Source organism: Mesorhizobium sp. M8A.F.Ca.ET.161.01.1.1, from assembly GCF_004792105.1.
Classification (GTDB): domain Bacteria; phylum Pseudomonadota; class Alphaproteobacteria; order Rhizobiales; family Rhizobiaceae; genus Mesorhizobium.
In genome coordinates this window covers 103,973-128,989 of sequence record NZ_SRTD01000004.1, presented here as the reverse complement: position 1 = coordinate 128,989, position 25,017 = coordinate 103,973, and the positions used below count along the sequence as shown (strand labels likewise).

The 25,017-nt window shown below is 63.9% G+C and carries 20 protein-coding genes; 12 read left to right on the top strand and 8 right to left on the bottom strand.

Features of this window, described 5'->3' with window-relative positions; translation table 11 throughout:
• Positions 1–35: 35 nt before the first annotated feature.
• On the bottom strand, positions 36–914 hold the full coding sequence (locus EN804_RS12115; protein ID WP_135919517.1) for a branched-chain amino acid aminotransferase: 879 nt from the start codon (positions 912–914) through the stop codon (positions 36–38).
• 156 nt (positions 915–1,070) lie between these two features.
• Between EN804_RS12115 and EN804_RS12110 the strand changes: the two genes are divergently transcribed.
• The gene (locus EN804_RS12110) at positions 1,071–1,733 is read left to right on the top strand and encodes a haloacid dehalogenase type II (RefSeq protein ID WP_135919515.1); all 663 of its coding nucleotides are present in this window, start codon (positions 1,071–1,073) and stop codon (positions 1,731–1,733) included.
• A 171-nt stretch (positions 1,734–1,904) separates the two neighbouring features.
• Entirely contained in the window at positions 1,905–2,729 is an 825-nt protein-coding gene (locus tag EN804_RS12105; protein WP_135883408.1) for a L,D-transpeptidase, read from the top strand.
• Between the two features lie 34 nt (positions 2,730–2,763).
• On the opposite strand, the gene EN804_RS12100 is transcribed toward EN804_RS12105, so the two are convergent.
• Positions 2,764–4,305, bottom strand: a complete 1,542-nt coding sequence (locus EN804_RS12100) for a helicase HerA-like C-terminal domain-containing protein (protein ID WP_135919513.1) — start codon at positions 4,303–4,305, stop codon at positions 2,764–2,766.
• Positions 4,306–4,648: 343 nt separating this feature from the next.
• On the opposite strand from EN804_RS12100, the gene EN804_RS12095 reads away from it, so the two are divergent.
• The 3 genes from EN804_RS12095 to EN804_RS12085 all read left to right on the top strand — a co-directional run bounded on the left by EN804_RS12095 (position 4,649) and on the right by EN804_RS12085 (position 8,500).
• Positions 4,649–6,091, top strand: coding sequence for a methylmalonyl-CoA mutase subunit beta (locus EN804_RS12095; RefSeq protein WP_135919511.1), 1,443 nt, complete (start codon positions 4,649–4,651; stop codon positions 6,089–6,091).
• Complete coding sequence (gene scpA / locus EN804_RS12090; RefSeq protein ID WP_135919509.1) at positions 6,088–8,208, top strand: methylmalonyl-CoA mutase; 2,121 nt, start codon at positions 6,088–6,090, stop codon at positions 8,206–8,208. The genes EN804_RS12095 and scpA overlap by 4 nt, the downstream gene beginning before the upstream one ends.
• A gap of 64 nt (positions 8,209–8,272) precedes the next feature.
• The gene (locus tag EN804_RS12085; protein ID WP_127871324.1) at positions 8,273–8,500 is read left to right on the top strand and encodes an AbrB/MazE/SpoVT family DNA-binding domain-containing protein; all 228 of its coding nucleotides are present in this window, start codon (positions 8,273–8,275) and stop codon (positions 8,498–8,500) included.
• A gap of 12 nt (positions 8,501–8,512) precedes the next feature.
• Here the strand turns inward: EN804_RS12085 and greA are convergent, their stop codons facing one another.
• Positions 8,513–8,986, bottom strand: coding sequence for a transcription elongation factor GreA (gene greA, locus EN804_RS12080; RefSeq protein ID WP_127280456.1), 474 nt, complete (start codon positions 8,984–8,986; stop codon positions 8,513–8,515).
• 136 nt (positions 8,987–9,122) lie between these two features.
• Here greA and EN804_RS12075 point away from each other — a divergent pair, with 136 nt between their 5' ends.
• Positions 9,123–10,499, top strand: a complete 1,377-nt coding sequence (locus EN804_RS12075; protein ID WP_135919507.1) for a TIGR03808 family TAT-translocated repetitive protein — start codon at positions 9,123–9,125, stop codon at positions 10,497–10,499.
• A gap of 2 nt (positions 10,500–10,501) precedes the next feature.
• Here the strand turns inward: EN804_RS12075 and EN804_RS12070 are convergent, their stop codons facing one another.
• Both EN804_RS12070 and EN804_RS12065 read right to left on the bottom strand, forming a co-directional pair.
• Positions 10,502–11,506: an asparaginase gene (locus EN804_RS12070; protein WP_135919504.1), complete on the bottom strand. Its 1,005-nt coding sequence runs from the start codon at positions 11,504–11,506 to the stop codon at positions 10,502–10,504.
• 27 nt (positions 11,507–11,533) lie between these two features.
• Positions 11,534–12,700: an acetyl-CoA acetyltransferase gene (locus EN804_RS12065; protein ID WP_135919502.1), complete on the bottom strand. Its 1,167-nt coding sequence runs from the start codon at positions 12,698–12,700 to the stop codon at positions 11,534–11,536.
• Positions 12,701–12,898: 198 nt separating this feature from the next.
• Here EN804_RS12065 and betI point away from each other — a divergent pair, with 198 nt between their 5' ends.
• The 5 genes from betI to betB all read left to right on the top strand — a co-directional run bounded on the left by betI (position 12,899) and on the right by betB (position 19,203).
• Entirely contained in the window at positions 12,899–13,489 is a 591-nt protein-coding gene (betI, locus tag EN804_RS12060) for a transcriptional regulator BetI (RefSeq protein WP_135915281.1), read from the top strand.
• A complete protein-coding gene (betC, locus tag EN804_RS12055) occupies positions 13,486–15,015 on the top strand; it encodes a choline-sulfatase (RefSeq protein ID WP_127277706.1) in 1,530 nt (509 codons plus the stop codon). Before betI ends, betC begins: the two co-directional genes overlap by 4 nt.
• On the top strand, positions 15,012–16,016 hold the full coding sequence (locus tag EN804_RS12050) for a threonine/serine dehydratase (protein ID WP_167531187.1): 1,005 nt from the start codon (positions 15,012–15,014) through the stop codon (positions 16,014–16,016). Before betC ends, EN804_RS12050 begins: the two co-directional genes overlap by 4 nt.
• On the top strand, positions 16,009–17,661 hold the full coding sequence (gene betA, locus EN804_RS12045; protein WP_135863648.1) for a choline dehydrogenase: 1,653 nt from the start codon (positions 16,009–16,011) through the stop codon (positions 17,659–17,661). Before EN804_RS12050 ends, betA begins: the two co-directional genes overlap by 8 nt.
• 78 nt (positions 17,662–17,739) lie before the next feature.
• A complete protein-coding gene (gene betB, locus EN804_RS12040) occupies positions 17,740–19,203 on the top strand; it encodes a betaine-aldehyde dehydrogenase (protein ID WP_135919500.1) in 1,464 nt (487 codons plus the stop codon).
• Between the two features lie 6 nt (positions 19,204–19,209).
• On the opposite strand, the gene EN804_RS12035 is transcribed toward betB, so the two are convergent.
• Positions 19,210–21,444: a mannose-1-phosphate guanylyltransferase/mannose-6-phosphate isomerase gene (locus EN804_RS12035; protein WP_135919498.1), complete on the bottom strand. Its 2,235-nt coding sequence runs from the start codon at positions 21,442–21,444 to the stop codon at positions 19,210–19,212.
• A 51-nt stretch (positions 21,445–21,495) separates the two neighbouring features.
• On the bottom strand, positions 21,496–22,395 hold the full coding sequence (locus EN804_RS12030) for a LysR family transcriptional regulator (protein WP_135915277.1): 900 nt from the start codon (positions 22,393–22,395) through the stop codon (positions 21,496–21,498).
• A 113-nt stretch (positions 22,396–22,508) separates the two neighbouring features.
• Between EN804_RS12030 and EN804_RS12025 the strand changes: the two genes are divergently transcribed.
• The gene (locus tag EN804_RS12025; protein WP_135919497.1) at positions 22,509–23,402 is read left to right on the top strand and encodes an NmrA/HSCARG family protein; all 894 of its coding nucleotides are present in this window, start codon (positions 22,509–22,511) and stop codon (positions 23,400–23,402) included.
• Position 23,403: 1 nt separating this feature from the next.
• Here EN804_RS12025 and EN804_RS12020 read toward each other — a convergent pair whose 3' ends face one another.
• Positions 23,404–24,924 carry a phosphomannomutase/phosphoglucomutase gene (locus EN804_RS12020; RefSeq protein WP_135919495.1) on the bottom strand — a complete coding sequence of 507 codons (1,521 nt, stop codon included), beginning with the start codon at positions 24,922–24,924 and terminating at the stop codon, positions 23,404–23,406.
• Positions 24,925–25,017 lie beyond the last annotated feature (93 nt).

Below are 25,017 nucleotides of genomic sequence, written 5' to 3'. Positions count from 1 at the left end.
GGGCCGCGCAGCGACAAAAAGGCCCGACTGGCATCTCAGCCAGCCGAGGTCGAATGCGCCCAATCCCAATAGAGTTCGCGTGCCTTCTTGGCTACCGGGCCGGGCTGCAGGTCGCGGCTCTCGATGCGGGTTACCGGCACCACCTTGGAGTGGTTGCCGGTCGAGAAGATTTCGTCGGCTTCGAGGAAATCCCGCACCGACAGCGTCCTTTCGGTCGTCCTGAACCCATAATCGCCGAGCAGCGTCATGGTCCGCGAGCGGGTAATGCCGGACAGGAAGGTTCCGTTGGGCGCCGGCGTCAGCACATGGCCGTCCTTGACCAGAAAGATGTTCGAGCTTCCGGTCTCCGCGACATTGCCCAGCATGTCGAGCACAAGTGCATTGTCGAAGCCGCGCGCCTTGGCCTCGAGGATGGCGCGGCCGTTGTTGGGATAGAGGCAGCCGGCCTTGGCATTGGTCGGCATGGTTTCGATGGTCGGCCGCCGGAACGGCGATACGGTCACGGAAAAACCGGTCGGCGAGATCATCGGCGATTCATAGAGACACAGGCAGAAACGGGTCGAGGCGGGATCGGCCGGCACGCCCATGTAGCCGCCATGCTCGGCCCAGTACATCGGCCTGATGTAGACCGCCGTCTTGCCGTCGAATTTCTTCAATCCGTCCCAGGTCAGCCCGACGATCTGCTCCGGCGTCATGTTCGGCGCGAGGCCGAGCGCGATCGCCGAGGCATTGACGCGTGCGGCATGAAGTTCGAGATCGGGCGCCACGCCCTCGAACCAGCGAGCCCCGTCGAACACGCTGGTGCCGAGCCACATGGCGTGGCTGCGCGGCCCCAGAATGGCGACATTGCCTTCGTACCAATCGCCATCGATGAAAGTCCATGTCGCGGATTGCGCCGCCGCCGCCAGTGTCATCGCGTTTTCCCGTTCCGGTCAATCTTATGTGACAGCCATTGGAAGATGCTTTGACAGGCCTCGTCAACCATCATCAGGGAGATTTGTTGAGGCCAGCGACGGGTGCGGTGCAATCAAGGCTTGCACCTTGTCCCGCCTCGCCTCAAAACTGTTGCCATGCAATACGCCGCCTATGTTTTCGACGCCTACGGCACACTGTTCGACGTGCACGCCGCCGTGCGCCGCCATGCAGACGCGATCGGCCCGGACGGCCAGCTCCTGTCCGAAATCTGGCGCGCCAAGCAGCTCGAATACTCCTGGGTGCGCACGCTGATGGGCACCTATGCCGACTTCTGGCAGTTGACGGAACAAGCGCTGGACTTCGCCTTGCGCAAGGTCCCTTCGGCCGATCCTGGTCTCAAGGCAAAGTTGCTGGAGGCCTATTGGAGGCTGGACTGTTACCCCGAAGTGCCAGCCGTGCTGAAGGCGCTCAAGGCTTCCGGCGCCAGACTGGCTATCCTCTCCAATGGCTCGCCCGAAATGCTTGAAGCGGCGGTAAAGTCCGCGGCACTCGACCAGGTCCTGGACGACGTCTATTCGGTCGATGCGGTGCGGCGCTTCAAGACCGACCCAGCGGTCTACGACATAGTCGCCACCGGCTGGCGCCTCTATCCAGGCGCGGTCTCCTTCCAGTCTTCCAATCGCTGGGACATTGCGGGCGCCACCAAATTCGGTTTCCGCACGGTTTGGATCAACCGCTCCAACCAGCCGGAGGAATACCGGGACTTGCCGCCGGCCCTGATCCTGCCATCGCTGGAGGCCCTCGTATCCGGCAGCTGACAGACCTGTGGCCCCAACGCCACAGTGGCGGCGCAGTCACAGCTTCGCCTTTGTTTGTCCACGTTCGGGCCAGAATCGGAACCGCCTATCGCCTCAGGTGTTGTTAGGCACCCGCGGCGGACGTCGGCGTGTTGACGCTTTGTTGCGATTTGAGTCTTAAAGAAGGCAGCCATGTCCATAACCGAAATCGAATCCTATCGCCTGAGCCGTCGCGGCTTTCTCAACGCCGCAGCCCTGGGCGCCGCCTCGATCGCGGTTTCGGCATGCGCAACCACCGGACCGGGGCCGGCCGAGCCGCCGCCACCTACCTATGTCGAGCCGCCGCTCGCCGACTATGCGTCTATGTACGCGGCGGTCAACGATGGCGGCTTCGATCTGCCGGCCATCCCGGTCGACAGGATCGACCCGCAGTTCCTGCGCCAGATCGTGCCCGACCCGACCGGACAGAAGCCGGGAACCATCGTCGTCGATACGACAGGCCACTTCCTCTATCTGGTTCGCCCGGGCGGCCAGGCCATTCGCTATGGTGTCGGGCTCGGCCGCGCCGGCTTCGAATGGTCGGGCGACGCCGTCGTCCAGTGGAAGCAGAAATGGCCGAAATGGACGCCTCCGGATGAGATGATCGCGCGCCAGCCGGAATTGAAGCAGTACAGCGCCGACAATGGCGGCATGCCCGGCGGCCTGAAGAACCCGCTCGGGGCGCGCGCGCTCTATCTCTTCCAGGGCAATGTGGACACGCTCTATCGCCTGCACGGCTCGCCGGAATGGCGCTCGATAGGCAAATCGGTGTCATCGGGCTGCGTGCGCCTGATGAACCAGGACATCATCGATCTCTATGACCGCGTGCCGTCGAAGAGCCCGGTCATCGTGACCAGCAACGCCAGCCAGCCCATGGTGGCGACGGCGAACCACAAGGCCATCCCGATCGACGCCGGCGTGCCGGATGGATCGGTGCTGCTCGGCCCGGTCAAGGCGGTCACGGACGCGATCTTCTGAGCTCACAGGGCAGCGGCAACGCCGCTGCCCGATCCTACCGCCCCCGCGACAAACTCCCCAGAATCCCGCGCACAATCGCACGTCCGACCGACGAGCCGACCGATCGCACCACCGACTTGATTGCGGCTTCCGCCACCGTCTGGCGATTGGACGGCCGCGGCGCCGGCGCGCGCCTGCCACCGGACTGCGGCGCTGGATCGTCATTGCCGAAGCCTGGGATGGTCCAGCGCGAGCCGCCGGTGTCTGCCTGCTGCGCCTCGGCGTCCTGCGCCTCCTTGGCCTTCTTCTGCAGCATCTCGAACGCCGATTCGCGGTCGATGACCTGGTCATACTGGCCGGTGACCGGGCTTTCCCCGATCAGCTTCTGCCGCTCGGCGGGGGTAATGGGTCCAAGCCGCGACGACGGCGGACGGATCAGCGTGCGCTGGACCATCGACGGAATGCCCTTGGCCTCCAGGGTCGAGACCAGCGCTTCGCCGGTGGCGAGCTGGGTGATGGCGGTGGCGCAGTCGAAATCGGGATTGGGCCGGAAGGTCTCGGCCGCCGTCCTCACCGCCTGCTGCTCGCGCGGCGTGTAGGCGCGCAGCGCATGCTGCACGCGGTTGCCGAGCTGGGCGAGGACCTTTTCGGGAATATCCAAAGGGTTCTGCGTGACGAAATAGACGCCGACGCCCTTGGAGCGAATCAAGCGGACCACTTGCTCGACCCGGTCGATCAGCACCTTCGGCGCCTCGTCGAACAAGAGGTGCGCCTCGTCGAAGAAGAACACCAGCTTCGGCTTGTCGGGGTCGCCGACTTCGGGCAGTTCCTCGAACAGCTCCGACATCAGCCAGAGAAGGAACGTCGCGTAGAGGCGCGGATTCATCATCAGCTTGTCGGCGGCCAGCACGCTGATGGCGCCGCGACCGTCGCGGGTCGTGCGCATGATGTCGGCGATGCGCAATGCCGGCTCGCCAAAGAAGTTCGCCGCGCCCTGCTGCTCCAGCACCAGCAACGTGCGCTGAATGGCCCCCACCGATGGCTTGGTGACGTTGCCGTAACGGGCGCTGATCTCTTCTGCACGCTCGGCAATGTTGGCGAGCAGCGCCTGCAGATCTTTCATGTCGAGCAGCAGCAACCCTTCCTCATCGGCTATGCGGAAGGCAATGTTCATGATGCCTTCCTGTGCGTCGGTCAGGTTCATCAGCCGCGACAGCAGCAGCGGTCCCATTTCCGAAATGGTCGCGCGGATAGGGTGGCCCTGCTCGCCGAACAGATCCCAGAAGATGACCGGGAATTCCTGGAAGTCGTAAGGGTCGAGCTTCACCTGTTCCGCCCGCTTGACCAGGAAATCCTGCGCGGTGCCCATCATGGCGATGCCGGAAAGGTCGCCCTTGATGTCGGCGCAGAAGACCGGCACGCCGGCGTTGGAAAATCCCTCCGCCAGGATCTGCAAGCTGACGGTCTTGCCGGTACCGGTGGCGCCGGTCACCAGGCCATGGCGATTGCCGTATTGCAGCAGCAGATTTTCAGCTCGCTGATAGCTGTCGTCGGGCTTGCGGCTGGCGCCGATGAAAATACTGGTGTCGTCAGCCATATGTCGGGTCTCCGCAAACTGATGTGCCCAAAGCCAGCCTTTGCCCGAAGGTATAGTGAGGCTGTTGCACAGCGACAATGACAATTGTCCAACGCGGGGCCGATCATCCAATCCAGGCCAATCGTCCAAATCGGACCAATCGCCAGGATCGGATTTTGGAACTTGCGAATTTCGATGGTGTTTGGCAATCGTCCATGGTCCGCCCACCCAAGCCGACCTATATCAGGTGGATCGAATATCAGGTGAGTGGGATTCGGGCCTTGCACCTGCATTGCGGTAACCGACCGGGGACCGTAGACTGGGCTGGCCGGGCTGGTGCGGCCACACAGAACGAGGACGACGAATGGGCGCCGGAGCCTTGACCAGGGATGTTGAGCCAATGGATGCGGAGCGTCAGCGATGGCTGGCCTTGGCGGAAAAGGCGTTGGCCGGCGCATCCTTCGAGGAAAAGCTGATCTCGCATACCGACGACAACATCCGCGTCGAGCCGCTCTATGACCGCGCGACCGGAGCCGAACCGATCGTGCGCGCCAATCCTCAATCGCCCTGGATCGTCAGCCAGCGCGTCGACGACCCCGATGTCGATCGCGCCAAGAGCCAGGCCCTGGAAGACATCGCGCAAGGCGCGACGGGACTGTCGCTCGTCTTCGAAGGTGCCCCGAACGCGTTCGGCTATGGCCTGCCGAGGACGGCGCAGGCACTGGAGACGGTGCTGGAGGGCGTGCCCCTCAACAGGGTCCAGGTCCGCATCGACACCCACCCCTGGAGCCGCCCCATGGCCGACTGGCTGGTGGCGTTCCTGAGCAAGCGGCGCTCCGATCCGGCAAAGCTCAACCTTTCCTTCGGCATCGATCCGGCGGCAGTCCTCGCCGGCACCGGCCGGCTGCGCATGTCGATCGAGGCGCTGCAAGAATCGATGCCGCAATCGCTGGCGCATTTCTTCTCGATGGGCGTTCCGGGTGTGCTCCTGGAGGCGGACGGTCGCGTTTTTCACAATGCCGGCGCCACGGAAGCGCAGGAACTCGGCATCATGCTGGCCTCGGCGGTCTCGTATCTGAGAATGTTCGAGAAGGCGCGGCAGCCGCTCGTCTATGCCGCGCCTCATATCGGTTTCGCGCTCAGCGTCGACCAGGACCAGTTCCTGTCAATCGCCAAGGTGCGGGCCTTGCGCAGGCTGTGGGCACGGGTGCAGGAGGCCTGCTCGATCCCCAATTCCACGGCCAACATCCATGCCGAGACATCATTTCGCATGATGACGGCACTGGACCCCGAAACCAACATCCTGCGCACGACGATCGGCTGCTTCGCCGCGGCGGCGGGAGGCGCCGATTCGATCTCAATCCTGCCGCATACGATCGCGCATGGCCTGCCGGCGGCTTTTGCCCGCCGCGTCGCGCGCAACGCGCAGTTGATCATGGCCAATGAAAGCCATGTCGACCATGTCGCCGATCCCGCCCATGGCTCCGGCGCCGTCGAAGCGCTGACGTCGGATCTTTGCGAAGCAGCGTGGGCGGAATTGCAGGCGATCGAGGCAGAGGGTGGCGTGCTCTCCAGCCTTCGGGACGGACATATCCAGCAACGCGTCCGCGCTGCCGCCGTCCAGCGCGGCATTGCCTTCAAGTCAGGCGAGCGGGCCATGATCGGCGCCACGCTTTATCCGTTGAAAGGCGAGCGTCCGGTCGAGACGCTGGACGCTGAGCGGCGAGCTGCCTTCACCGAGGGCGTCGTCCTGTGCGAGCCGCTGCCTCCAGTCCGCATCGATCAATCCATCGGGGCCGCTTCTTGATTCCGGATTTCAGTCAGATCGGCTGGGTGCCACCGCGCCGCGCGCCTGTCGAGGTCAAGGGGCAGCGGACGACGCCGGAAGGCCTCGTCGTCAAGCATCTCTACAATCAGGGCGACCTCAAGGGCCTGCCGCATCTCGACACCTATCCCGGCCTGCCGCCCTTCGTGCGTGGCCCCTACCCAACCATGTATGTCCAGCAGCCCTGGACGATCCGGCAATATGCAGGCTTTTCGACCGCCGAAGAGTCCAACGCCTTTTACCGGCGCAACCTTGCCGCCGGCCAGAAAGGTCTTTCGGTTGCCTTCGATCTTGCCACCCATCGCGGCTATGACTCAGACCATCCGCGTGTCGCCGGCGATGTCGGCATGGCGGGCGTGGCCATCGATTCCATCCTCGACATGCGTCAGTTGTTCGACGGCATTCCGCTCGGCGACATGACCGTGTCGATGACGATGAACGGAGCCGTGCTGCCGATCATGGCGCTCTACATCGTGGCGGCGGAAGAGCAAGGCGTCGCACAGGAAGATCTGGCGGGAACCATTCAGAACGACATTCTGAAGGAGTTCATGGTCCGCAACACCTACATCTATCCGCCGAAGCCCTCGATACGGATCGTCTCGGACATCTTCTCCTACACCTCGAAGAACATGCCGAAGTTCAACTCGATATCGATCTCCGGCTACCATATGCAAGAGGCCGGCGCGACCGCCGACCTGGAGCTCGCCTATACGATCGCCGACGGTATCGAATATGCCCGCGCCGGCGTCGCGGCAGGGCTCGGCATCGACAGTTTCGCGCCGCGCCTGTCCTTCTTCTGGGCGATCGGCATGAACTTCTTCATGGAAGTGGCCAAGCTCAGGGCCGCGCGCCTGTTGTGGGCGACGCTGATGAAAAAGAATTTCGCGCCGAAGGACGAGCGATCGCTGTCGCTGCGTACCCATTGCCAGACTTCCGGCTGGTCGCTGACGGCGCAGGATCCCTACAACAACATCATCCGCACCATGATCGAGGCGATGGCGGCGACCCAAGGGCATACCCAGTCGCTGCACACCAATTCCTTCGACGAGGCAATGGCGCTACCGACCGACCATTCGGCGCGCATCGCCCGCAACACGCAACTTGTCCTGCAGAAGGAGTCCGGCACCACGCGCATCATCGATCCGTGGGGCGGTTCGGCCTATCTCGAGCGGCTGACACACGATCTGGCGGCGCGTGCGCTTGCTCATATCGAGGAGGTCGAGGCTCTCGGCGGCATGGCGGCGGCGATCGAAAAGGGCATACCCAAGCTGCGCATCGAGGAAGCGGCGGCCCGCACGCAGGCGCGCATCGATTCCGGCGAGCAGATGCTGGTCGGCGTCAATGCGCATCGCCCGGAGAACGACATCGAGGTCGATGTGCTGAAGATCGACAATGCCGAGGTCAGGGCCCGGCAACTCTCGAAGCTGCAACGGCTGAAAGGCACGCGCGACGTGGCCGCCGTCGAAAGCGCGCTCGATGCGCTGACACGTGCCGCACAAGGCGAGGACAATCTCCTTGAATTCGCCATCCGCGCCGCGCGCGCCAACGCCACTGTCGGCGAAATCTCGTTCGCCTTGGAACGAGCCTATGGCCGCCATGTGGCCACGGTGCAGACCATTTCCGGCGTCTACCGCAAGGCGCTCGGCGACAATCCGGTGGTCGACCGGCTGCGGGACAAGCTTGATGCCTTCGAAAAGAAAAATGGCGGCAAGCCGCGCATTCTCGTGGCCAAGATGGGACAGGACGGCCACGACCGCGGACAGAAGGTGATCGCCACGGCTTTCGCCGATCTCGGCTTCGACGTCACCGTCGGCGCCATGTTCCAGACACCGGAAGAGATCGCGAAACTGGCCGTCGGGCACGATGTCCACATCATCGGCGCCTCGTCGCTGGCGGCGGGACACCTGACGCTGATCCCCGAATTGCGCGACGCGCTGAAAAAGCTCGGCCGCGGCGACATGCTGATCGTGGCCGGCGGCGTCATCCCGCCGCAGGACCATGAGGCTGTGCTGAAGGCGGGGGCTGCGGAAATTTTCCCGCCGGGCACGGTTATTCCGGAGGCGGCCGAGAGGCTGCTGCATCGGCTGCTGGCGCGTTGAGCGAAACATTGTAGCGCCGGAAAGGTTGTGTCACAATGACGAACGCAACCAAGGGTAACGGCCCGTGAAGACTATTGTCCGCAAGCTCGACGACGGATCAGGTGTCGTGATCTTGCCGCAGGAAATGCTGGACAACCTGAACATGCGAGTAGGCGATCAATTCCAGATCATCGAAACCGATGACGGCGTCATTCTAAGACCGATGAGAAGTGACGACGTCGAACGGCAGATGCGCGCTGCTCGTGATGTCATGGACCAGTATGAGGCCGTATTGCAAAGGATGGCCAAGTAGACGGGCCTTGCGTCAACTCTCTGAGAGCTTGACGATCTCCCACTCCTTGCCATTGACGCTGGCGACGTCGCCGACCTTCTTGCCGAATAGCGCCACTGCCATCGGCGAGACATGCGAGATGCTGCCCTTGGCGGGATCGGCTTCGTCCTCGCCGACGATCTTCCAGTGCACCTTCTTGCCGTCATCGCTTTCCAGCGTGACACCCATGCCGAAGCGGACGACGTCGCTGCCGGGCTCCGGTACGGACAGTTCGGCGTTCTCCCGCCGCGCGGTCCAGTAGCGCAGGTCACGCGACACGACCGCGATGCGCTCGCGATCGGCCTTTCTCTCGGCTTTCGCCAGCACGTCGCGCAAATCGGCCAGATTGTCCTCGATCTGCGCCAGGCCGCGCTCGGTCACCAGGTTGCGGTGCGTGCTGATCGGCCTCTCGCCAACGCCGGCGATGGCATTCTCGCTGTCTTCCTCGCGGGTAAAAGCTCTGCTCATCTCCTGAACTTAGGCGCCGAGTGGCCGCTCGACAAGCCATGCCCCCCGAGAACGGCTGCCCAGCGTCTGGCATGATTCCTGCGGTGTCAGGACTGGACACTGGGGTGTCGGGACTGAACACTTGGATTGTGTGCCGATGTTGAACAGACGAATGCTGCTGACTCAGACCGCCGGCTTTGCCGTGATGGGCCTCGCGCTCGGCAAGGCGGCGGCCGCCAGCCTGACCGGCATCGAGAAGGCCTCGATGCGCGGTTCCATCAATGCCACGGAACTTGGCGTGCAGCCCGGCACGTTTGACGACCAGAGCAAGGCCTTCGCCAAGCTGCTGCGCGATGCCAACGGCCGCGACATGCCAGTCTTCCTGCCGCCCGGCACCTATGTGGTGTCCAATCTCTCGCTGCCTGGCCGCGTGCGTCTGTCCGGGGTACCGGGTGCGACGCGGATCGTCTATGGCGGCGACGGCCATCTGTTCATGGCGGAACAGGCCGACCATATCGAACTCAGCGGGCTGGTCTTCGACGGTTCGAACCGCTCGATGGGCGACTATGCACAAGGGCTGCTCGATCTGCGCCGGGTCGCTCACCTGGTGGTGGATAACTGCCAGATCACCGGAAGCGGCAAGAACGGGCTGGCGCTGGAACACGCGGCGGGCAGGATCGAGCGTTCGGACATATCAGGAGCGGCGGACGCCGGCATCTATTCCGTCGAAGCCGCAGGACTGGCAGTCACCGGCAACACCGTCTCCGATTGCGCCAATGGCGGCATCCTCGTGCACCGCTGGCAAGCCGCGGAAGACGGCACCATGGTCACCGGCAACCGCGTCGAACGCATTGGCGCGCGCAGCGGCGGGACCGGCCAGAACGGCAACGGCATCAATGCCTTCCGCGCTGGAAATGTCGTTATCTCGGGCAATGTGGTTTCGGACTGCGCGTTCTCGGCGATCCGCGCCAACAGTTCCAGCAATCTGCAGATATCGGGCAACACCTGCGCACGCTCGGGCGAGACCGCGGTCTACTCCGAGTTCTCGTTCGAGGGCGCCGTCATCTCCAACAACATCGTCGACGGTGCGGCCAACGGTATCTCGATCGTCAACTTCAACGAAGGCGGCCGCATGGGTGTCTGCTCCGGCAACATCGTGCGCAATTTGTCGACATCAGGCCCCTACACCGCCGACCCGCCCGGTTTCGGCGTCGGTATCGCCGTCGAAGCCGACACCATTGCTTCCAGCAACGTCATCGAGAATGCACCGCTCTACGGCATGTCGATCGGCTGGGGGCCGTATCTGCGTAATGTCGTGGCCACGGGAAACATCATCCGCAAGGCAGGCACCGGTATCGTCGTCAGCGTGGTCGAGGGCGCCGGCACCGCCGTCATCTCCGACAATGTCATCGACGGTGCGTCGAACGGGGCGGTTGTCGGCCAGCGCTGGGCCGAGCCGGTGACGTCAGACCTTACCCAGACCAGCAGCAGCGGCTTTGCGCATCTGACCGTCGAGCGCAACCGCGTCAGCTGACCTCAATTCAAGGCTGGCGTCGGCCTCAGCGCCCCGACCTTGGCGCCAATCCGGCTTTCGATTGGCGCGTTCGCCAGGTCCAACAACTTCGCGGCCACGGTTTCGTCCGCCCGCAGCAGCCTGGCGAGGACGGCAGCGGCGATTGCGTCGCCAGCGCGCCCGGCACCGTCATCGCATTTGACGGCGATACCGAGACCGAGTTCCGGAAGCGCGGCACAATGGACGCCCTCGGCCCCGCCTTTGGCAAAAATCCGCCCGGGAGCGGCTTCCATCAGCAACAGGTCCGCACGGCCTGTGCCCGCGACGAAGAACGGCTCCGCCATACAGGCCGAAAGCAGTCGCTTCGCAGCTTTCGCCCGCTCGGGGCCAAAGCCCTGTCCCGTCGCCATGCGGGCAAAGCCGAGCGCGAAACTCCTCAGCGGCACCGCATAGGTCGGGATCGAGCAGCCATCGGTCGCGCGTTCGTCGGCGCCGTGGACAGCGCCGGTGACCGACTGCATGGCGTCGCGCACCATTTCCTGCAAAGCGTGCCCCGGCTTGACGTAGCCGCGATGCTCAATGCCGGAATGCACGCAGGTGCAAAGGAAGCCGGAATGCTTGCCGGAACAGTTGTTGTGAAGCGCATTTGGTGAACCGCCGGCACGTGCGAGCGCAATCTCGGCGTCATGGTCCGAGGGCCAGTGGGTGCCGCATTCGAGCGCCGACCTATCCAGCCCGGCCCCGGCCAGCATGGACCGCGCCAGGTCGACATGTGCCGGCTCGCCGGAATGGGAGGCACACGCTAGCGCCAGTTCGCGGTTGCCGAAGCCGTAGGCATCGGCGGCACCCGTTTCGACAAGCGGCAGGGCCTGGATCGCCTTGACGGCAGAGCGGGGAAAGACCGGCTTCGATGTGTCGCCGATCTCCAGGACCGGCTTGCCGCCGGCATCGAAGACGGCGACGGCGCCGCGATGGGCGCTCTCGACAATGGCGCCGCGCAAGACTTCGATCAGAACCGGATTGGCCATGTCACCTCCCGTGAATGCCGGGGCGGTTTACCTGATCCGATCAAGAATGGAAACGTAGTTGGCGACAGCCGCGCCGCCCATGTTGAAAATGCCGCCGAGTTTTGCGCCCGGCACCTGGATGCCACCGGCTTCGCCAACAAGCTGCATGGCGGTCAAGACATGCATGGAGACGCCGGTGGCGCCGATCGGATGGCCCTTGGCTTTCAGGCCGCCGGAAGGATTGACCGGCAGGCGACCGTCTTTTGCCGTTGTGCCATCCAGCGCCAGCTTAGCGCCCTCACCGGGCTTGGCCAGTCCCATCGCCTCATACTCGATCAGTTCGGCGATGGTAAAACAGTCATGCGTCTCGACGAAGGAGAGATCGTCGAGCGTCACGCCGGCATTCTTCAAAGCGCGGGTCCAGGCCTGCTCGCAGCCTTCGAAGGCCAGGATGTCGCGCTTCGACATCGGCAGGAAATCCTGTACGTGTTCGTTGGCGCGGAAGGCAACGGCGCGGCGCATCTTCAGTGCCGTCGCCGTGTCGGCAAGGACAAGGGCAGCGGCGCCGTCGGAAACCAGCGAGCAATCAGTGCGCTTCAAGGGTCCCGCGACGAACGGGTTTTTCTCGCTCTCCTGCCGGCAGAAATCGTAGCCTAAATCCTTGCGCATCTGGGCATAGGGATTGTCGACGCCGTTCTTGTGGTTCTTGGCGGCGATCATGGCGAGCGCATCCGACTGGTCGCCATAGCGTTGGAAATAGCCCTGCGCGATCTTGCCGAAGACGCCGGCAAAGCCGGCCGGCGTGTCACCGTCCTCGGGCAGATAGGACGCCTTGAGCAGGTTCTTGCCGATCTCGGGCCCGGGCGTTGTCGTCATCTGCTCGGCGCCGACCACCAGAACGACCTGGGCAGCGTTTGCATCGATCGCGCGGATGCCTTGCCGGACGGCGGCCGAACCGGTTGCGCAAGCATTCTCGACGCGCGTGGCCGGCTTGAAGCGCAGCCGGTCATCGGCCTGGAGAACCAGGCTTGCGGTGAAATCCTGCGCCGAAAAGCCGGCGTTGAAATGGCCAAGCACGATCTCGTCGACCTCGTCCGGGCCGATGCCGGCATGATCGAGCGCGTCCGTCGCGACCTTGACGATCAGGTTTTCGAGCGTCTCGCCCTCGAGCTTGCCGAAGCGCGAATGTGCCCAGCCAACGATACATGCGGTCATGCCGGTCTCCATCCTTGGCGCCAGCCTAACATGTGGGCTCATGGCGCACTTCGTCTTTATTGTTCAAATATAAACATTCCTGCTCGAACCGTGAAGAGCCGCCGCGCAACAATCGCTTGGTGCAGGTCGCGTCAGCATCGATTTTTTGTTGATTGACGCGTCAATAAAAAATAATCTCCCGAAAAGATCGGGAACAGCATGCCAAAGGTCGGAATGGAGCCATTGCGCCGCAAGGCGCTCATCGACGCGACGATCTCGGCGATCGGCGAGCGCGGCTCGCTTGACGTGACCATGTCCGAGATTGCCGGACGCGCCGGTGTGTCTTCGGCCCTTGCCCATCACTATTTCGGCGCCAAGGACGAGCTGCTGTTCGCGACGATGCGGCACATCCTGGCCGAACTGACCATCGACATGCGCCGCGCGCTTCAATCCACCACCTCCCCGCGCGAGCGCGTGTCGGCCGTGGTCGCCGTCAATTTTTCCGACATCCAGTTCCAGGCGGAGACCATCGCCGCATGGCTCGCCTTCTATGTCGAGGCGCAGCAATCGTCCTCGCTGCGCCGGTTGCTCAGAGTCTACGCAAGGCGGCTGCATTCGAACCTGATGAGCGGTTTGATCGGTATCCTGCCCAGGACCGAAGCCGACCGCGCCGCGGAAGCGACGGCGGCAATGATCGACGGGCTCTACATCAGGCGCGCGCTGAAGGATGGCGTGCCCGACGCCGCGACCGCGATCGCGCTGGTCGAGGACTATCTCGAAACCAAACTTGGCGGACAGCACAAACAGTGACAGCGAAGCGACCCAATTTCCTGATCGTCATGGTCGACCAGCTCAACGGGACCTTTTTCCCGGATGGGCCAGCGGAATTTCTACACACGCCGCATCTGAAAGCGCTGGCGGCGCGTTCGGCGCGCTTTGCCAACAACTACACCGCCTCGCCGCTTTGCGCACCGGGCCGCGCCTCGTTCATGAGCGGCCAGTTGCCGTCGCGCACCGGTGTCTACGACAATGCCGCTGAATTTACCTCGTCGATCCCGACCTTCGCCCATCATTTGCGTGCCGCCGGCTACTACACCTGCCTGTCGGGCAAGATGCATTTCGTCGGACCGGATCAGTTGCACGGTTTCGAGGAGCGGCTGACCACCGACATCTATCCGGCGGATTTCGGCTGGACGCCGGACTACCGCAAACCCGGCGAGCGCATCGAGTGGTGGTATCACAATCTGGGTTCGGTAACCGGCGCCGGCATCGCCGAGACCACCAACCAGATGGAGTATGACGACGAGGTCGTGTTCCTCGCGTCTCAGAAGCTCTATCAGCTTTCACGCGAACAGGACGATGCAAGCCATCGGCCATGGTGCCTCACCGTCTCGCTGTCGCACCCGCACGATCCCTATGTCGCGCGCAAGCAGTATTGGGATCTCTATGAGCATTGCCAGGCGCTGGACCCGGAAACTGGCTTCATCGCGCATGACGAGCAGGATACGCATTCCCAGCGGCTGTACCACGCCAGCGACTATCCCTCTTTCGAGATCACACCGGAGCAGGTGCGTCGTTCGCGGCGCGGCTATTTCGCCAACATCTCCTATGTCGACGACAAGCTCGGCGAGCTCCTCGACGTTCTCACCCGAACGCGCATGCTCGACGACACGATCATCCTGTTCTGCTCCGATCACGGCGACATGCTGGGCGAGCGAGGCCTGTGGTTCAAGATGAGCTTCTTCGAAGGCTCGGCGCGGGTGCCGCTGATGATCGCCGGCAAGGGCGTGCCGGCCGGGCTGATCGACGCGCCGGTCTCCAATCTCGACGTGGCGCCAACGCTTTGCGACCTCGCCGGCATCGACATCGGGTCGATCGCGCCGTGGACCGACGGCCAGTCGCTGCTGCCGCTCACCAAGGGCGGGCAGCGCACGGCACCGGTGTTGATCGAGTACGCCGCGGAAGGCTCCTATGCGCCCTTGGTGGCAATCCGCGAGGGCCGCTACAAATTCGTCCATTGCGAACTCGATCCGCCGCAATTGTTCGATCTCGAAGCCGATCCGCTGGAGCGGGACAATCTCGCCGATGATCCCGCCAATGTGGCGTTGGTGGCCGAGTTCATGGACAAGGTCAGGGCGCGTTGGGACATGGCCGGCTTCGACGCCGCCGTGCGCGAGAGCCAGGCGCGCCGCTGGGTGGTCTATCCGGCGCTGCGCAATGGCGCCTATTACCCCTGGGATTTCCAGCCACTGCAGAAGGCGTCAGAGCGGTACATGCGCAATCACATGAACCTCGACAATCTCGAAGAGAGCAAAAGGTATCCGCGAGGCGAATGATGACAGATCTTCTCGTTCCCACCCTCGATCATCTCATGCAGGCCTATGCCGTCACCTCCCAGGCGACACAGGTCACGCCGCTGCTGGAATCGACGGCACTCGCCAAGGAAACCGGTGCGGCCCGGGTCTTCATCAAGCCGGAATCGCTGCAGTGGGCCGGATCCTTCAAGGTTCGCGGCGCCTATTGGCGGCTGAAGCGGCTTTCGCCCGACGAAGCAAGGAAGGGCGTCGTCGCCTATTCCTCCGGCAATTTCGCGCAAGGGCTGGCGGCCGCCGGACAGGCGCTCGGCATCCCGGTCACCATCGTCATGCCGATCGACGCCCCGGCCGCCAAGCGTGATGCGACATCAGGCTATGGCGCCCGCGTCGTGCTGACCGATCATGGCGATCGGGCGCGTGAAGAGGTCGCGGCCGCAAAGGCGCGCGAGATCGCGGAGACCGAAGGTCTGGCTCTGCTGCATCCGTTCGACGATCCCGAGATCGTCGCCGGCCAGGCGGGCGCCGGCCTCGAGGCGCTCGACCAGCTGTCGGCCAAGGACGCCAGCGCCGATCTTTTGTTCTGCTCGGTCGGCGGCGGTGGGCTGATCGGCGGCGTTTCGCTCGCCTTCCACTATCTGTCGCCGGCGACCGAGATCATCGGCGTCGAGCCCGAAGGGTTCAACGGCATGGGCTCGTCACTGGCGCATGGCTCGATCGAGACCATGCCGATTGGCCCGAAGTCGATCTGCGACGGGCTGATGTCGCGCCGGCCCGGCGACGCCCCCTTCGCAGCAGTCAAGGCAGCGGGTGTTCGCGGCATCACCGTCGACGACCAGTCGGTGCGGCGGGCAATGAAGATCGCCTTCGAGCGGATGAAGCTGGTGCTGGAGCCTTCGGGCGCGGCGTCGCTGGCGGCACTGCTCGGTGGCAAGGTGGATGTGGCGGGAAAGACCGTCCTTGTGGTGGCAACCGGCGGCAATGTCTCGCTCGCCGATTTTATGGCGCATATGAACGATGCTTGAAGCGGATTTCGTCATCATCGGCTCCGGCTCCGCCGGCTCGGCCATGGCCTATCGCCTGTCTGAGGACGGCAAGCATTCGGTCATCGTCATCGAATTCGGCGGCACCGATCTCGGACCTCTGATCCAGATGCCGTCGGCGCTGTCGATCCCGCTCAACATGAACCTCTACGACTGGGGGTTCGCCAGTGAGCCGGAGCCGCATCTGGGCGGCCGCGTGCTGGCGACGCCGCGCGGCAAGGTGATCGGCGGCTCGTCCTCGATCAACGGCATGGTCTATGTGCGCGGCCACGCCCGTGACTTCGACCATTGGGCCGAACAGGGAGCGGCCGGCTGGGGTTTTGCTGACGTGCTCCCCTATTTCAAGCGCATGGAAGATTCCGACGGTGGCGAGGATGGCTGGCGCGGGCACGGCGGCCCGCTGCATGTGCAGCGCGGCTCGCGGCGCAATCCGCTCTATGGCGCCTTCGTCGAAGCGGGCCGGCAGGCAGGGTTTGAACTGACCGACGACTACAATGGCGCCAAGCAGGAAGGCTTCGGCCCGATGGAGCAGACCATTCTGGGCGGCCGCCGGTGGTCGGCGGCATCAGCCTATCTAAAGCCGGCGCTTCGGCGCAAAAACGTGAGTCTGGTCAAGGGCTTCGCGCGCCGGGTGATCATCGAGAATCAACGCGCCATCGGCGTCGAGATCGAAGCTCACAAACAGATTCAGGTCGTTAAGGCGCGACGCGAAGTGATCGTCGCGGCGTCGTCGATCAACTCGCCAAAAATCCTGATGCTGTCCGGTATCGGCCCGGCCGGGCATTTGCGCGAAAACGGCATTGCCGTCGTGGCCGACCGGCCCGGTGTGGGCGGCAACCTGCAGGACCATCTGGAGCTCTACATCCAGCAGGAATCGACCAAGCCGATCACCCTGAATTCAGTGCTGAACCCGTTCTCCAAGGCGATGATCGGGGCGCAGTGGCTGTTCTTCAAATCGGGCCTGGGCGCCACCAATCATTTCGAGGCGGCCGCCTTCGTGCGCTCGCAGGCAGGCGTCGACTATCCCGACATCCAGTACCACTTCATCCCGGCGGCGGTGCGTTATGACGGCAAGGCGGCGGCGAAGTCGCATGGCTTCCAGGCGCATGTCGGGCCGATGCGCTCGAAGTCGCGCGGCTCGGTGACGTTGCGCTCGCCGGATCCGAAAGCGAAGCCGGTCATCCGCTTCAACTACATGTCGCATCCGGACGACTGGGCGGAGTTCCGTCACTGCATCCGCCTGACCCGCGAAATCTTCGGCCAGTCGGCCTTCGATGCCTACCGCGGACAGGAACTCTCGCCGGGCAGCCATGTGCAGTCGGATGACGATCTCGATATGTTCATTCGCGACCATGCCGAAAGCGCCTACCACCCTTGCGGCACCTGTCGAATGGGCCGGGTCGATGATCAATCGAGCGTCGTCGATCCGGAATGCCGGGTCATCGGCGTCGACGGATTACGGGTCGCCGACTCCTCGATCTTCCCGCGCGTGACCAACGGCAACCTCAACGCACCATCGATCATGACCGGCGAGAAGGCGTCCGATCACATCCTTGGCCGTACACCGCTCGCGCCGTCCAACCAGGAGCCATGGATCAATCCGCGCTGGCAGGCGTCTGACAGATAGGCCATGATCCGGGCAACGGATCGAGCCGCCTCGATAGATTGAGCCGCCCACTTGGGCGCAGACGATTTGGAGATCCCCATGCGCGCTCAGCCCACGGCTTCGCACTATGTCAACGGACGCTATATCGAGGACGAAGGCGGCGCGCCGCTGCCGGTGATCTATCCTGCCACGGGCGAGACCATCGCCATGCTGCGTTCGGCGACGCCGAACGTGCTGGAACTCGCTATCGAGGCCGCACGCGCCGCACAGCCGGCCTGGGCGCGGCTCAAGCCGGTCGAGCGCGGCCGCATTCTGCGCCGTGCCGCCGACATTTTGCGCGCCCGCAACGCCGACCTTGCCCGCATCGAGACGCTGGACACCGGCAAGGCGATCCAGGAGACGCTGGTGGCGGACGCGCCTTCAGCAGCCGATTGCCTTGAATATTTCGCCGGCGCGGTCGCCGTCTTCAACGGCGAAGCGGTCGACCTCGGCGGACCCTTCGCCTACACGCGCCGCGAGGCGCTTGGCGTCTGCGTCGGTATCGGCGCCTGGAACTATCCGATCCAGATCGCCGGCTGGAAATCGGCGCCGGCGCTCGCCATGGGCAACGCCATGGTGTTCAAGCCATCGGAAAACACGCCGCTTTCGGCGCTGGCGCTGGCCGAGATCTACTCGGAGGCCGGCCTGCCCGACGGGCTGTTCAACGTCGTGCAAGGCTATGGCGATGTCGGCGCCGGGCTGGTCGGCCATGATGTCGTCGCCAAGGTTTCGGTGACCGGCTCGGTGCCGACCGGGCGCAAGGTCCTGTCGCTGGCCGGCTCAGGGATGAAGCACGCGACGATGGAACTCGGCGGCAAGTCGCCGCTGATCGTCTTCGACGATGCCGATCTCGAAAACGCCATTGGCGGCGCCATGCTCGGCAATTTCTATTCGAGCGGCCAGATCTGTTCCAACGGCACGCGCGTCTTCGTGCAGAGCGGCATTCACGACCGCTTTGTCGAGCGGCTGGTCGAGCGAACCAAGAAAATCCGCATCGGCGATCCGCTCGATCCGGATACGCAGATGGGTCCGTTGGTCAACAAGGCGCAGCAAGACAAGGTCGTCGGCTATATCGCGGCTGGCAAGCAGGATGGCGCCACGCTCGCTTGCGGCGGCAACGTGCCGTCGCTGCAGGGCTTCCAGGGCGGCTTCTTCGTCGAGCCTACGGTCTTCACCGGCGTCACCGACACCATGCGCATCGCCCGCGAGGAGATTTTCGGCCCGGTCATGAGCGTGCTGAAATTCGACGGTGAGGACGAGGTTATAGACCGCGCCAACGACACCGAGTTCGGCCTTGCCGCGGGCGTGTTCACACGCGACCTGCCGCGCGCCCACCGCGTCATTGCCGAGTTGCAGGCCGGAACCTGCTGGATCAACGCCTACAATCTGACCCCTGTGGAAATCCCCTTCGGCGGGGTCAAGCAATCGGGCATCGGCCGCGAGAATTCGCTGGCGGCACTGGCGCTCTATTCGCAGCTGAAGTCGGTCTATGTCGAGACCGGGGACGTGGCAAGCCCGTACTGATCCCGCCTACTTGTCCACCGTCCCATCCAGATACTGGGTCAGCGCACAGACCAGATGGTAGAAGATGCTCGCCGGCACGTCTGACGCCAGCGAGCGGCCGCGTTCGTCGATGCGGTCGATCCAGAGGCCCAGCGGCGCCGGGTCGATGTGCCAGCGGAACAGCCGGCCGACGCGCGCCTCGATCTCCGGCTTGAGATCAGGGCCGCCCGAGCCATCCAGCGCGATCGCCGCCTTGAGCGCTTCGGCCTGCGGCCAACTGCGCGACATCAGGTCGAGCGGCAGGCCCTGCCGCGAGACTGCCCCATAGGCAAGGCCGGTGGCGCGGTTAAGGCCGTTGGCGATCGCCGAGGCATAGAGTTTTCGGGCATAGACGCTCAGCTCGGCCTGGCCGCTTCGATCGGCAAAATCGACCAGCAGCGATGCCCATTCGAAGTGATGGCCGGGTTCGGTCCAGGTTCCCTTCTCTCCCAAGACCGGTTTCCATTCGGCATCGAAATACTCGCCGAGCGTCCAGCTCTCGGCGTCGAAGAAATGGCTGCGGAAGAGGTCGATGATGCGGGCCGCGCGTCGCAGATGCGCGCGCTCTCCGGTCGCCTGGTGCCAGGCCAGGAAAGCTTCGAGCAGATGCATGTGCGGATTGGAGCGCCGCTCGCCGGCCCCATCCGATGTCTCGAGGAACCCCGTCATGCGGCTGTCCTCCAGATGCGCATCGAGGAAGGCGAAGGTCTCCTCGCCGAGCCGCAAGGCATCGGGATTGCCCGACATATGCGCGTGCGCCAGTGCCAGCAGAATGCAGGAATGATCGTAGGCGTCCTCGACCGGGTCGGCGACGGAGCCATCGACATTCAGCGTGCGCACCCAACCGCCCCGTTCGGTGCGGCCCTGCCCTGCCATGAAATCGATGCCATGCGCGATCAGCCGGTCGGCCGGGCCGGTCCAGCCACGTTCCTTGGCAACGGCGAAAGCATAGACCTGCCTGGCCTGGGTGCGCATGCGCTTGGGCTTGACGAGCGGCCTGGTGTCGAAACCCAACGCCTCGTGGAAGCCGCCATGGCGCTCGTCGACGCCTGATGTCGACCATAGCGGCAAGGTCTCCTGGAACAGCCAGTGATGCACGCGCCGCCGCCAGGCGCCGCTTTCGATGACGCGGTCGTGCGCTGGCGTGAATCTGGTTTCCAGCCGTCCCGATTTTTCGAGTTGTTCGACGATCTTCTTGACGTGCTGGCTGTGGCTCACCGGGGCAACGAAAGTGGCATCCGCCGTCGAGACGATGGCAACGTCCTTCATGCCGATCGCCGACAGCAGGCGGCCGTCGCTGCGGATATAGGAATTCTCACAATCGATGGCCACGACATCACCGACGACGACGTTGCCTCGCTCGTCAGCGGGACCGACGTCGAGGAGCGATTGCCAGGAGCCGAGATCGTTCCAGCGGAAACCGGCCGGCACCATGGCGATGTCTTTTGCCCGCTCCATGATGGCATAGTCGATCGAGTTCGACGGGATGGCCGCGTAGAGCTCCAGCGGCATATAGAGGCCGGACAGGTCCGATGTCGCCGCCTTGTAGGCCGCTTCGGTAGTGCGCCAGATATCGGGCTGGAATGCCTCGAAGGCGTCGCGCATGGCACCCGCCCGAAACAGGAAGATGCCGGTGTTCCAGTAGAAATTTCCCGCCTTGAGATAATCATTGGCCGTCGCGAGGTCGGGCTTCTCGACGAAGCGCGAAACGTCGAACACCCCGCCCTTCTCGGCCGATACCTCGATATAGCCGTAACCGGTTTCCGGCTGGGTCGGCTTGATGCCGAACACCACCAGGCGGCCGGCGCGCGCCGCCTGCGATCCCGCTTCGATACTTTGCCAGAATTGCCCCGCCGTCGCTATTTCATGGTCGGAAGGCACCACCAGCACCAGGCTGTCGCCGAATTCCGACAGAGTGCGCAGCGTCGCCAGTGCGACGGCGGCGGCGGTGTTGCGTCCCGCGGGCTCGAACAGCGGGCCGCCGCCGGCAAGATCGAGACCGGCCAAGTCGGCATGGACACGATCGGCGTGACGTTCCGAGGCGATCAGGAAGATCGGCGTCTCGCCAGCCGGTCTCGCCGTCAGGCGGCGCAAGGTCTTGGCCAGCATGGAGCCATCGCCCGACAGATCGTGGAACTGCTTGGGATTGTCCTCGCGTGACAGCGGCCATAGCCGAGAGCCAACGCCGCCGCTCATGACAAAACTGACGATCCGCTCGGTCATTCAGGTCTCGCGCTCGGGAATTGGAGGTCGATTGGGTAGCACAGACGCCCTTTAAGCGGTATTTGCCCGATTGGAAATCCGCTCGGCCGCCAGTTCGATAAAGGCCTTCACCAGGGGCGAAAGGTGGCGGCTGCTCGGATAGAGCACATGCAGTCCGCCGGCCGGTGTCGTGTAATCCTCGAGGACGCGCTGCAGGCGCCCCTGATCGATCAGCCCTTCGGCCATCGCCTGGGGCAATTGGGCGACACCGAAGCCGGCGAGCGCGGCCGCAACCACCGCCTGCATTTCATTGGCGGCGAAGCGCCCGGCGACCACGACCGTCTCCTGGCCTCGTGGTCCATCCAGCACCCAATGGGCGCCCGAGGCCGATGGACCCGCGATGACGCATCGATGGCGCGCGAGATCCGCCGGACCTTCCGGCATTCCATATCGTGCGAGATAGTCGGGGCTGGCGCAGAGCAGCCTGCGCGCGGCGCCGAGCTTGCGGGCGATCAACGTCGAATCCTGGAGGGTGCCGGTGCGAAAGGCGAGGTCGATTCCGTCCTCGACCAGGTTGAGCTTGTCGTCGGTGAGGCGAAGCTCGACATTGGTCTTCGGATACAGCGCCAGAAAGTCGACCACGGCGCGGATGAGGAAATAGCCGCCAAAGCCTACCGGGGCCGAAATGCGGATGGTGCCCGACGGTTCCGCCCTCGCCTCCGCCAGACGCAGATTCGCCTCCTCGATCGTGCGCAGCCCCTGGCTGCTTTGCTCATAATACAGACGCCCGGCATCCGTCAGGTTGAGGCTGCGTGTCGTGCGCTGCAACAGGCGCACGCCGACCTCGCGTTCGAGCGCGGCGACACGGCGGCTGACCGACGTCTTGGGCATGGCAAGCAGACGCGCGGCGGCGGTGAAGCTGCCGGCCTCGACGACGCGAGCAAACACGATGACATCGTTGAGATCGATCATTGTGCTCACCAGTGAGACAAAGTTTTCCAACTATAGGCAGTTATGCATCAATCCGACAGAGCCTAATTTTGCTCCAGGCAGACAAGCCGGACAGAGAAAAAGGAGCAGACGAAATGACCAGCAAACGAAACATTCTTGTCACCGGCGCCACGGGCCAGCAAGGCGGCGCGGTAGCGCGTGCGCTGTTGTCCAGGGGCCATCACGTCAAGGGACTGACGCGCAAGCCGGGCAGCGAGGGCGCGCGGCAACTGGCGTCGGCGGGCGCCGAGGTGGTGGCCGGCGATCTCGCCGAAGCGGGCTCGGTCGTGAGCGCCGCAAAAGGCGTCGACACCATGTTCCTGATGGGCAACAGCTATGAGGCCGGTCTCGAGGAAGAGACCCGTCTGGGGATCCTAGCCGCCGATGCGGCGAAGACCGCCGGCGTCGGACACTTGATCTATTCCTCCGTTGCCGACGCCGACAAGAACACCGGCATCCCACATTTCGAAAGCAAATATCTGGTCGAGAGGCATATCGAGCAGCTCGGCATTCCCTATTCGATCAGCGCGCCGGTGGCCTTCATGGAGAATGCCGTTGCGCCGTGGTCGATCGGTGCGCTCAACCAAGGCATCCATGCCTTCGCCATGCCACCCAAGCGCGTCCTCCAGCTCGTCTCGCTGGTGGATATCGGCGCCTTCGTGGCCGCTCTGGTCGAGCGGCGGGAAGAAGTGTTCGGCAAACGCTTCGATTTCGCCGGCGACGAATTGTCAGGCGAAGAGCAGGCTAAAATCCTGTCCGGCGCCATCGGCCACCAGATCCGCTATCAGGAAATCCCGATCGCAGTCGCCCGCCAGCAGAGCGAGGACGCGGCGCTGATGTTCGAATGGTTCGACCGCGTCGGCTACGACGTCGATATCGCCGCCTTGCACCGGGAATTTGCGGAGGTGCGCTGGCACGGCTTTGCCGACTGGGCGCGCGATTTTGACTGGGGCGTGCTGACGGCCGCAGCGCCCGCAGCGGGGCGCTGACCTAGAAAGTCTGGTTGTAGGCGCCGACCTCCGGACTGCGGCGCAGCACGGCGTCGACGGCATCGAACATCTGCCGGCGACGCTCGGACGAGACCGGGCTTTCGACGACCACGACCAGTTCCGGCTTGTTCGACGAGGCGCGCACCAGACCCCAGGTGCCGTCCTCGGCGACGACGCGGACGCCATTGACGGTGACGAGGTCCATGATCTTCTGGCCCGCGAAACTGGTACCGTCCCGCTGCATCGCCTGAAAATCGGAGACCACCCGTTCGACGACGCCGTATTTCACATCGTCCGCGCAGTGCGGCGACATGGTGGGCGTGCCGAAGGTCAGCGGCAGCGCACGGTAGAGATCGGCCATCGAACTGGCCGGGTTGCGATCCAGCATCTGACAGATGGCGATTGCCGTGACCAACCCGTCGTCATAGCCGCGGCCGATCGGCGGGTTGAAGAAGAAATGGCCAGACTTTTCGAAGCCGGCGACAGCGCCGAGTTCGGCAACGCGGCGTTTAATGTAGGAATGGCCGGTCTTCCAGTAGTCGGTAACGGCGCCATTGGCGCGCAGCACCGCGTCGGTGTTGAACAGTCCGGTCGACTTGACGTCGACGACGAAGGTCGAACCCGGATGGAGCCGCGAAATATCCCGCGCGAGCATGACGCCGACCTTGTCGGCGAAGATTTCGTTGCCTTCATTGTCGACGACACCGCAGCGGTCGCCGTCGCCATCGAAGCCCAGACCGACATCGGCCCCTGTCTCCAGCACCTTGTCCCTGATGGCATGCAGCATCCGCATGTCCTCCGGGTTGGGATTGTAGCGCGGGAAGGTATGGTCGAGTTCGGCATCGAGCGGAATCACCTCGCAACCGATGCGCCGCAAGGCTTCCGGGGCAAAGGCGCCGGCAGTGCCATTGCCGCAAGCAGCGACCACTTTGAGCTTGCGTGTGATGCGCTTGTCCCCGACTATGTCGTCGAGATAGGTGGCGCGAAAATCGCGGACGAAATCATAGGAGCCGCCGCCTGTAAGGTCGAAATCGCCGGCGAGCACCATCGCCTTCAGCGCGGTCATCTCCTCAGGCCCGAAGGTCAGCGGCCGCGCGGCTCCCATCTTGACGCCGGTCCAGCCGTTCTCGTTGTGCGAGGCGGTGACCATGGCGACGGACTGCGTCTCCAGTGCGAACTGCGCGAAATAGGCCATAGGCGACAGCGCCAGGCCGATGTCCTTCACCCTTGCGCCGGCCGCCATCAGCCCGGAAACCAGCGCTAGCTTGATGCCAAGCGAATAGGACCGGAAATCATGCCCGGTGACGATGTCGGGTCCGGCGCCGAGACGGCGGATCAGCGTGCCGAGCCCCATGCCAAGCGCCTGGACGCCGATCAGATTGAGTTCCGGCGGCACCGTCGAACCGGGATGACCGAACCACCAGCGCGCATCATATTCACGAAACCCGGATGCCTTGATCAGCGCCGCGGTTTCGAATTCGAAGCTGTTGGGCCAGGCTTCGCCAACGATTTTTGGGGGCAAGACAGCAGGGCTCCAGGAGACAGAAACACGATCTATCGAGGCAGCGGCTTAGCACACAAGGCTTTAAGCCGCGTTTATCCCGGATGGAAATCC

Coding starts and splice junctions, on each gene's coding strand:
- EN804_RS12110 (WP_135919515.1), top strand. CDS start 1,071: ATGCAATACGCCGCCTATGTTTTCGACGCCTACGGCACACTGTTCGAC.
- greA (WP_127280456.1), bottom strand. CDS start 8,986: ATGAGCAGAGCTTTTACCCGCGAGGAAGACAGCGAGAATGCCATCGCC.
- EN804_RS12070 (WP_135919504.1), bottom strand. CDS start 11,506: ATGGCCAATCCGGTTCTGATCGAAGTCTTGCGCGGCGCCATTGTCGAG.
- EN804_RS12035 (WP_135919498.1), bottom strand. CDS start 21,444: ATGACCGAGCGGATCGTCAGTTTTGTCATGAGCGGCGGCGTTGGCTCT.
- EN804_RS12030 (WP_135915277.1), bottom strand. CDS start 22,395: ATGATCGATCTCAACGATGTCATCGTGTTTGCTCGCGTCGTCGAGGCC.
- EN804_RS12050 (WP_167531187.1), top strand. CDS start 15,012: ATGATGACAGATCTTCTCGTTCCCACCCTCGATCATCTCATGCAGGCC.
- EN804_RS12095 (WP_135919511.1), top strand. CDS start 4,649: ATGGGCGCCGGAGCCTTGACCAGGGATGTTGAGCCAATGGATGCGGAG.
- EN804_RS12100 (WP_135919513.1), bottom strand. CDS start 4,305: ATGGCTGACGACACCAGTATTTTCATCGGCGCCAGCCGCAAGCCCGAC.
- EN804_RS12065 (WP_135919502.1), bottom strand. CDS start 12,700: ATGACCGCATGTATCGTTGGCTGGGCACATTCGCGCTTCGGCAAGCTC.
- EN804_RS12075 (WP_135919507.1), top strand. CDS start 9,123: ATGTTGAACAGACGAATGCTGCTGACTCAGACCGCCGGCTTTGCCGTG.
- EN804_RS12115 (WP_135919517.1), bottom strand. CDS start 914: ATGACACTGGCGGCGGCGGCGCAATCCGCGACATGGACTTTCATCGAT.
- betI (WP_135915281.1), top strand. CDS start 12,899: ATGCCAAAGGTCGGAATGGAGCCATTGCGCCGCAAGGCGCTCATCGAC.
- betB (WP_135919500.1), top strand. CDS start 17,740: ATGCGCGCTCAGCCCACGGCTTCGCACTATGTCAACGGACGCTATATC.
- betA (WP_135863648.1), top strand. CDS start 16,009: ATGCTTGAAGCGGATTTCGTCATCATCGGCTCCGGCTCCGCCGGCTCG.
- EN804_RS12025 (WP_135919497.1), top strand. CDS start 22,509: ATGACCAGCAAACGAAACATTCTTGTCACCGGCGCCACGGGCCAGCAA.
- EN804_RS12105 (WP_135883408.1), top strand. CDS start 1,905: ATGTCCATAACCGAAATCGAATCCTATCGCCTGAGCCGTCGCGGCTTT.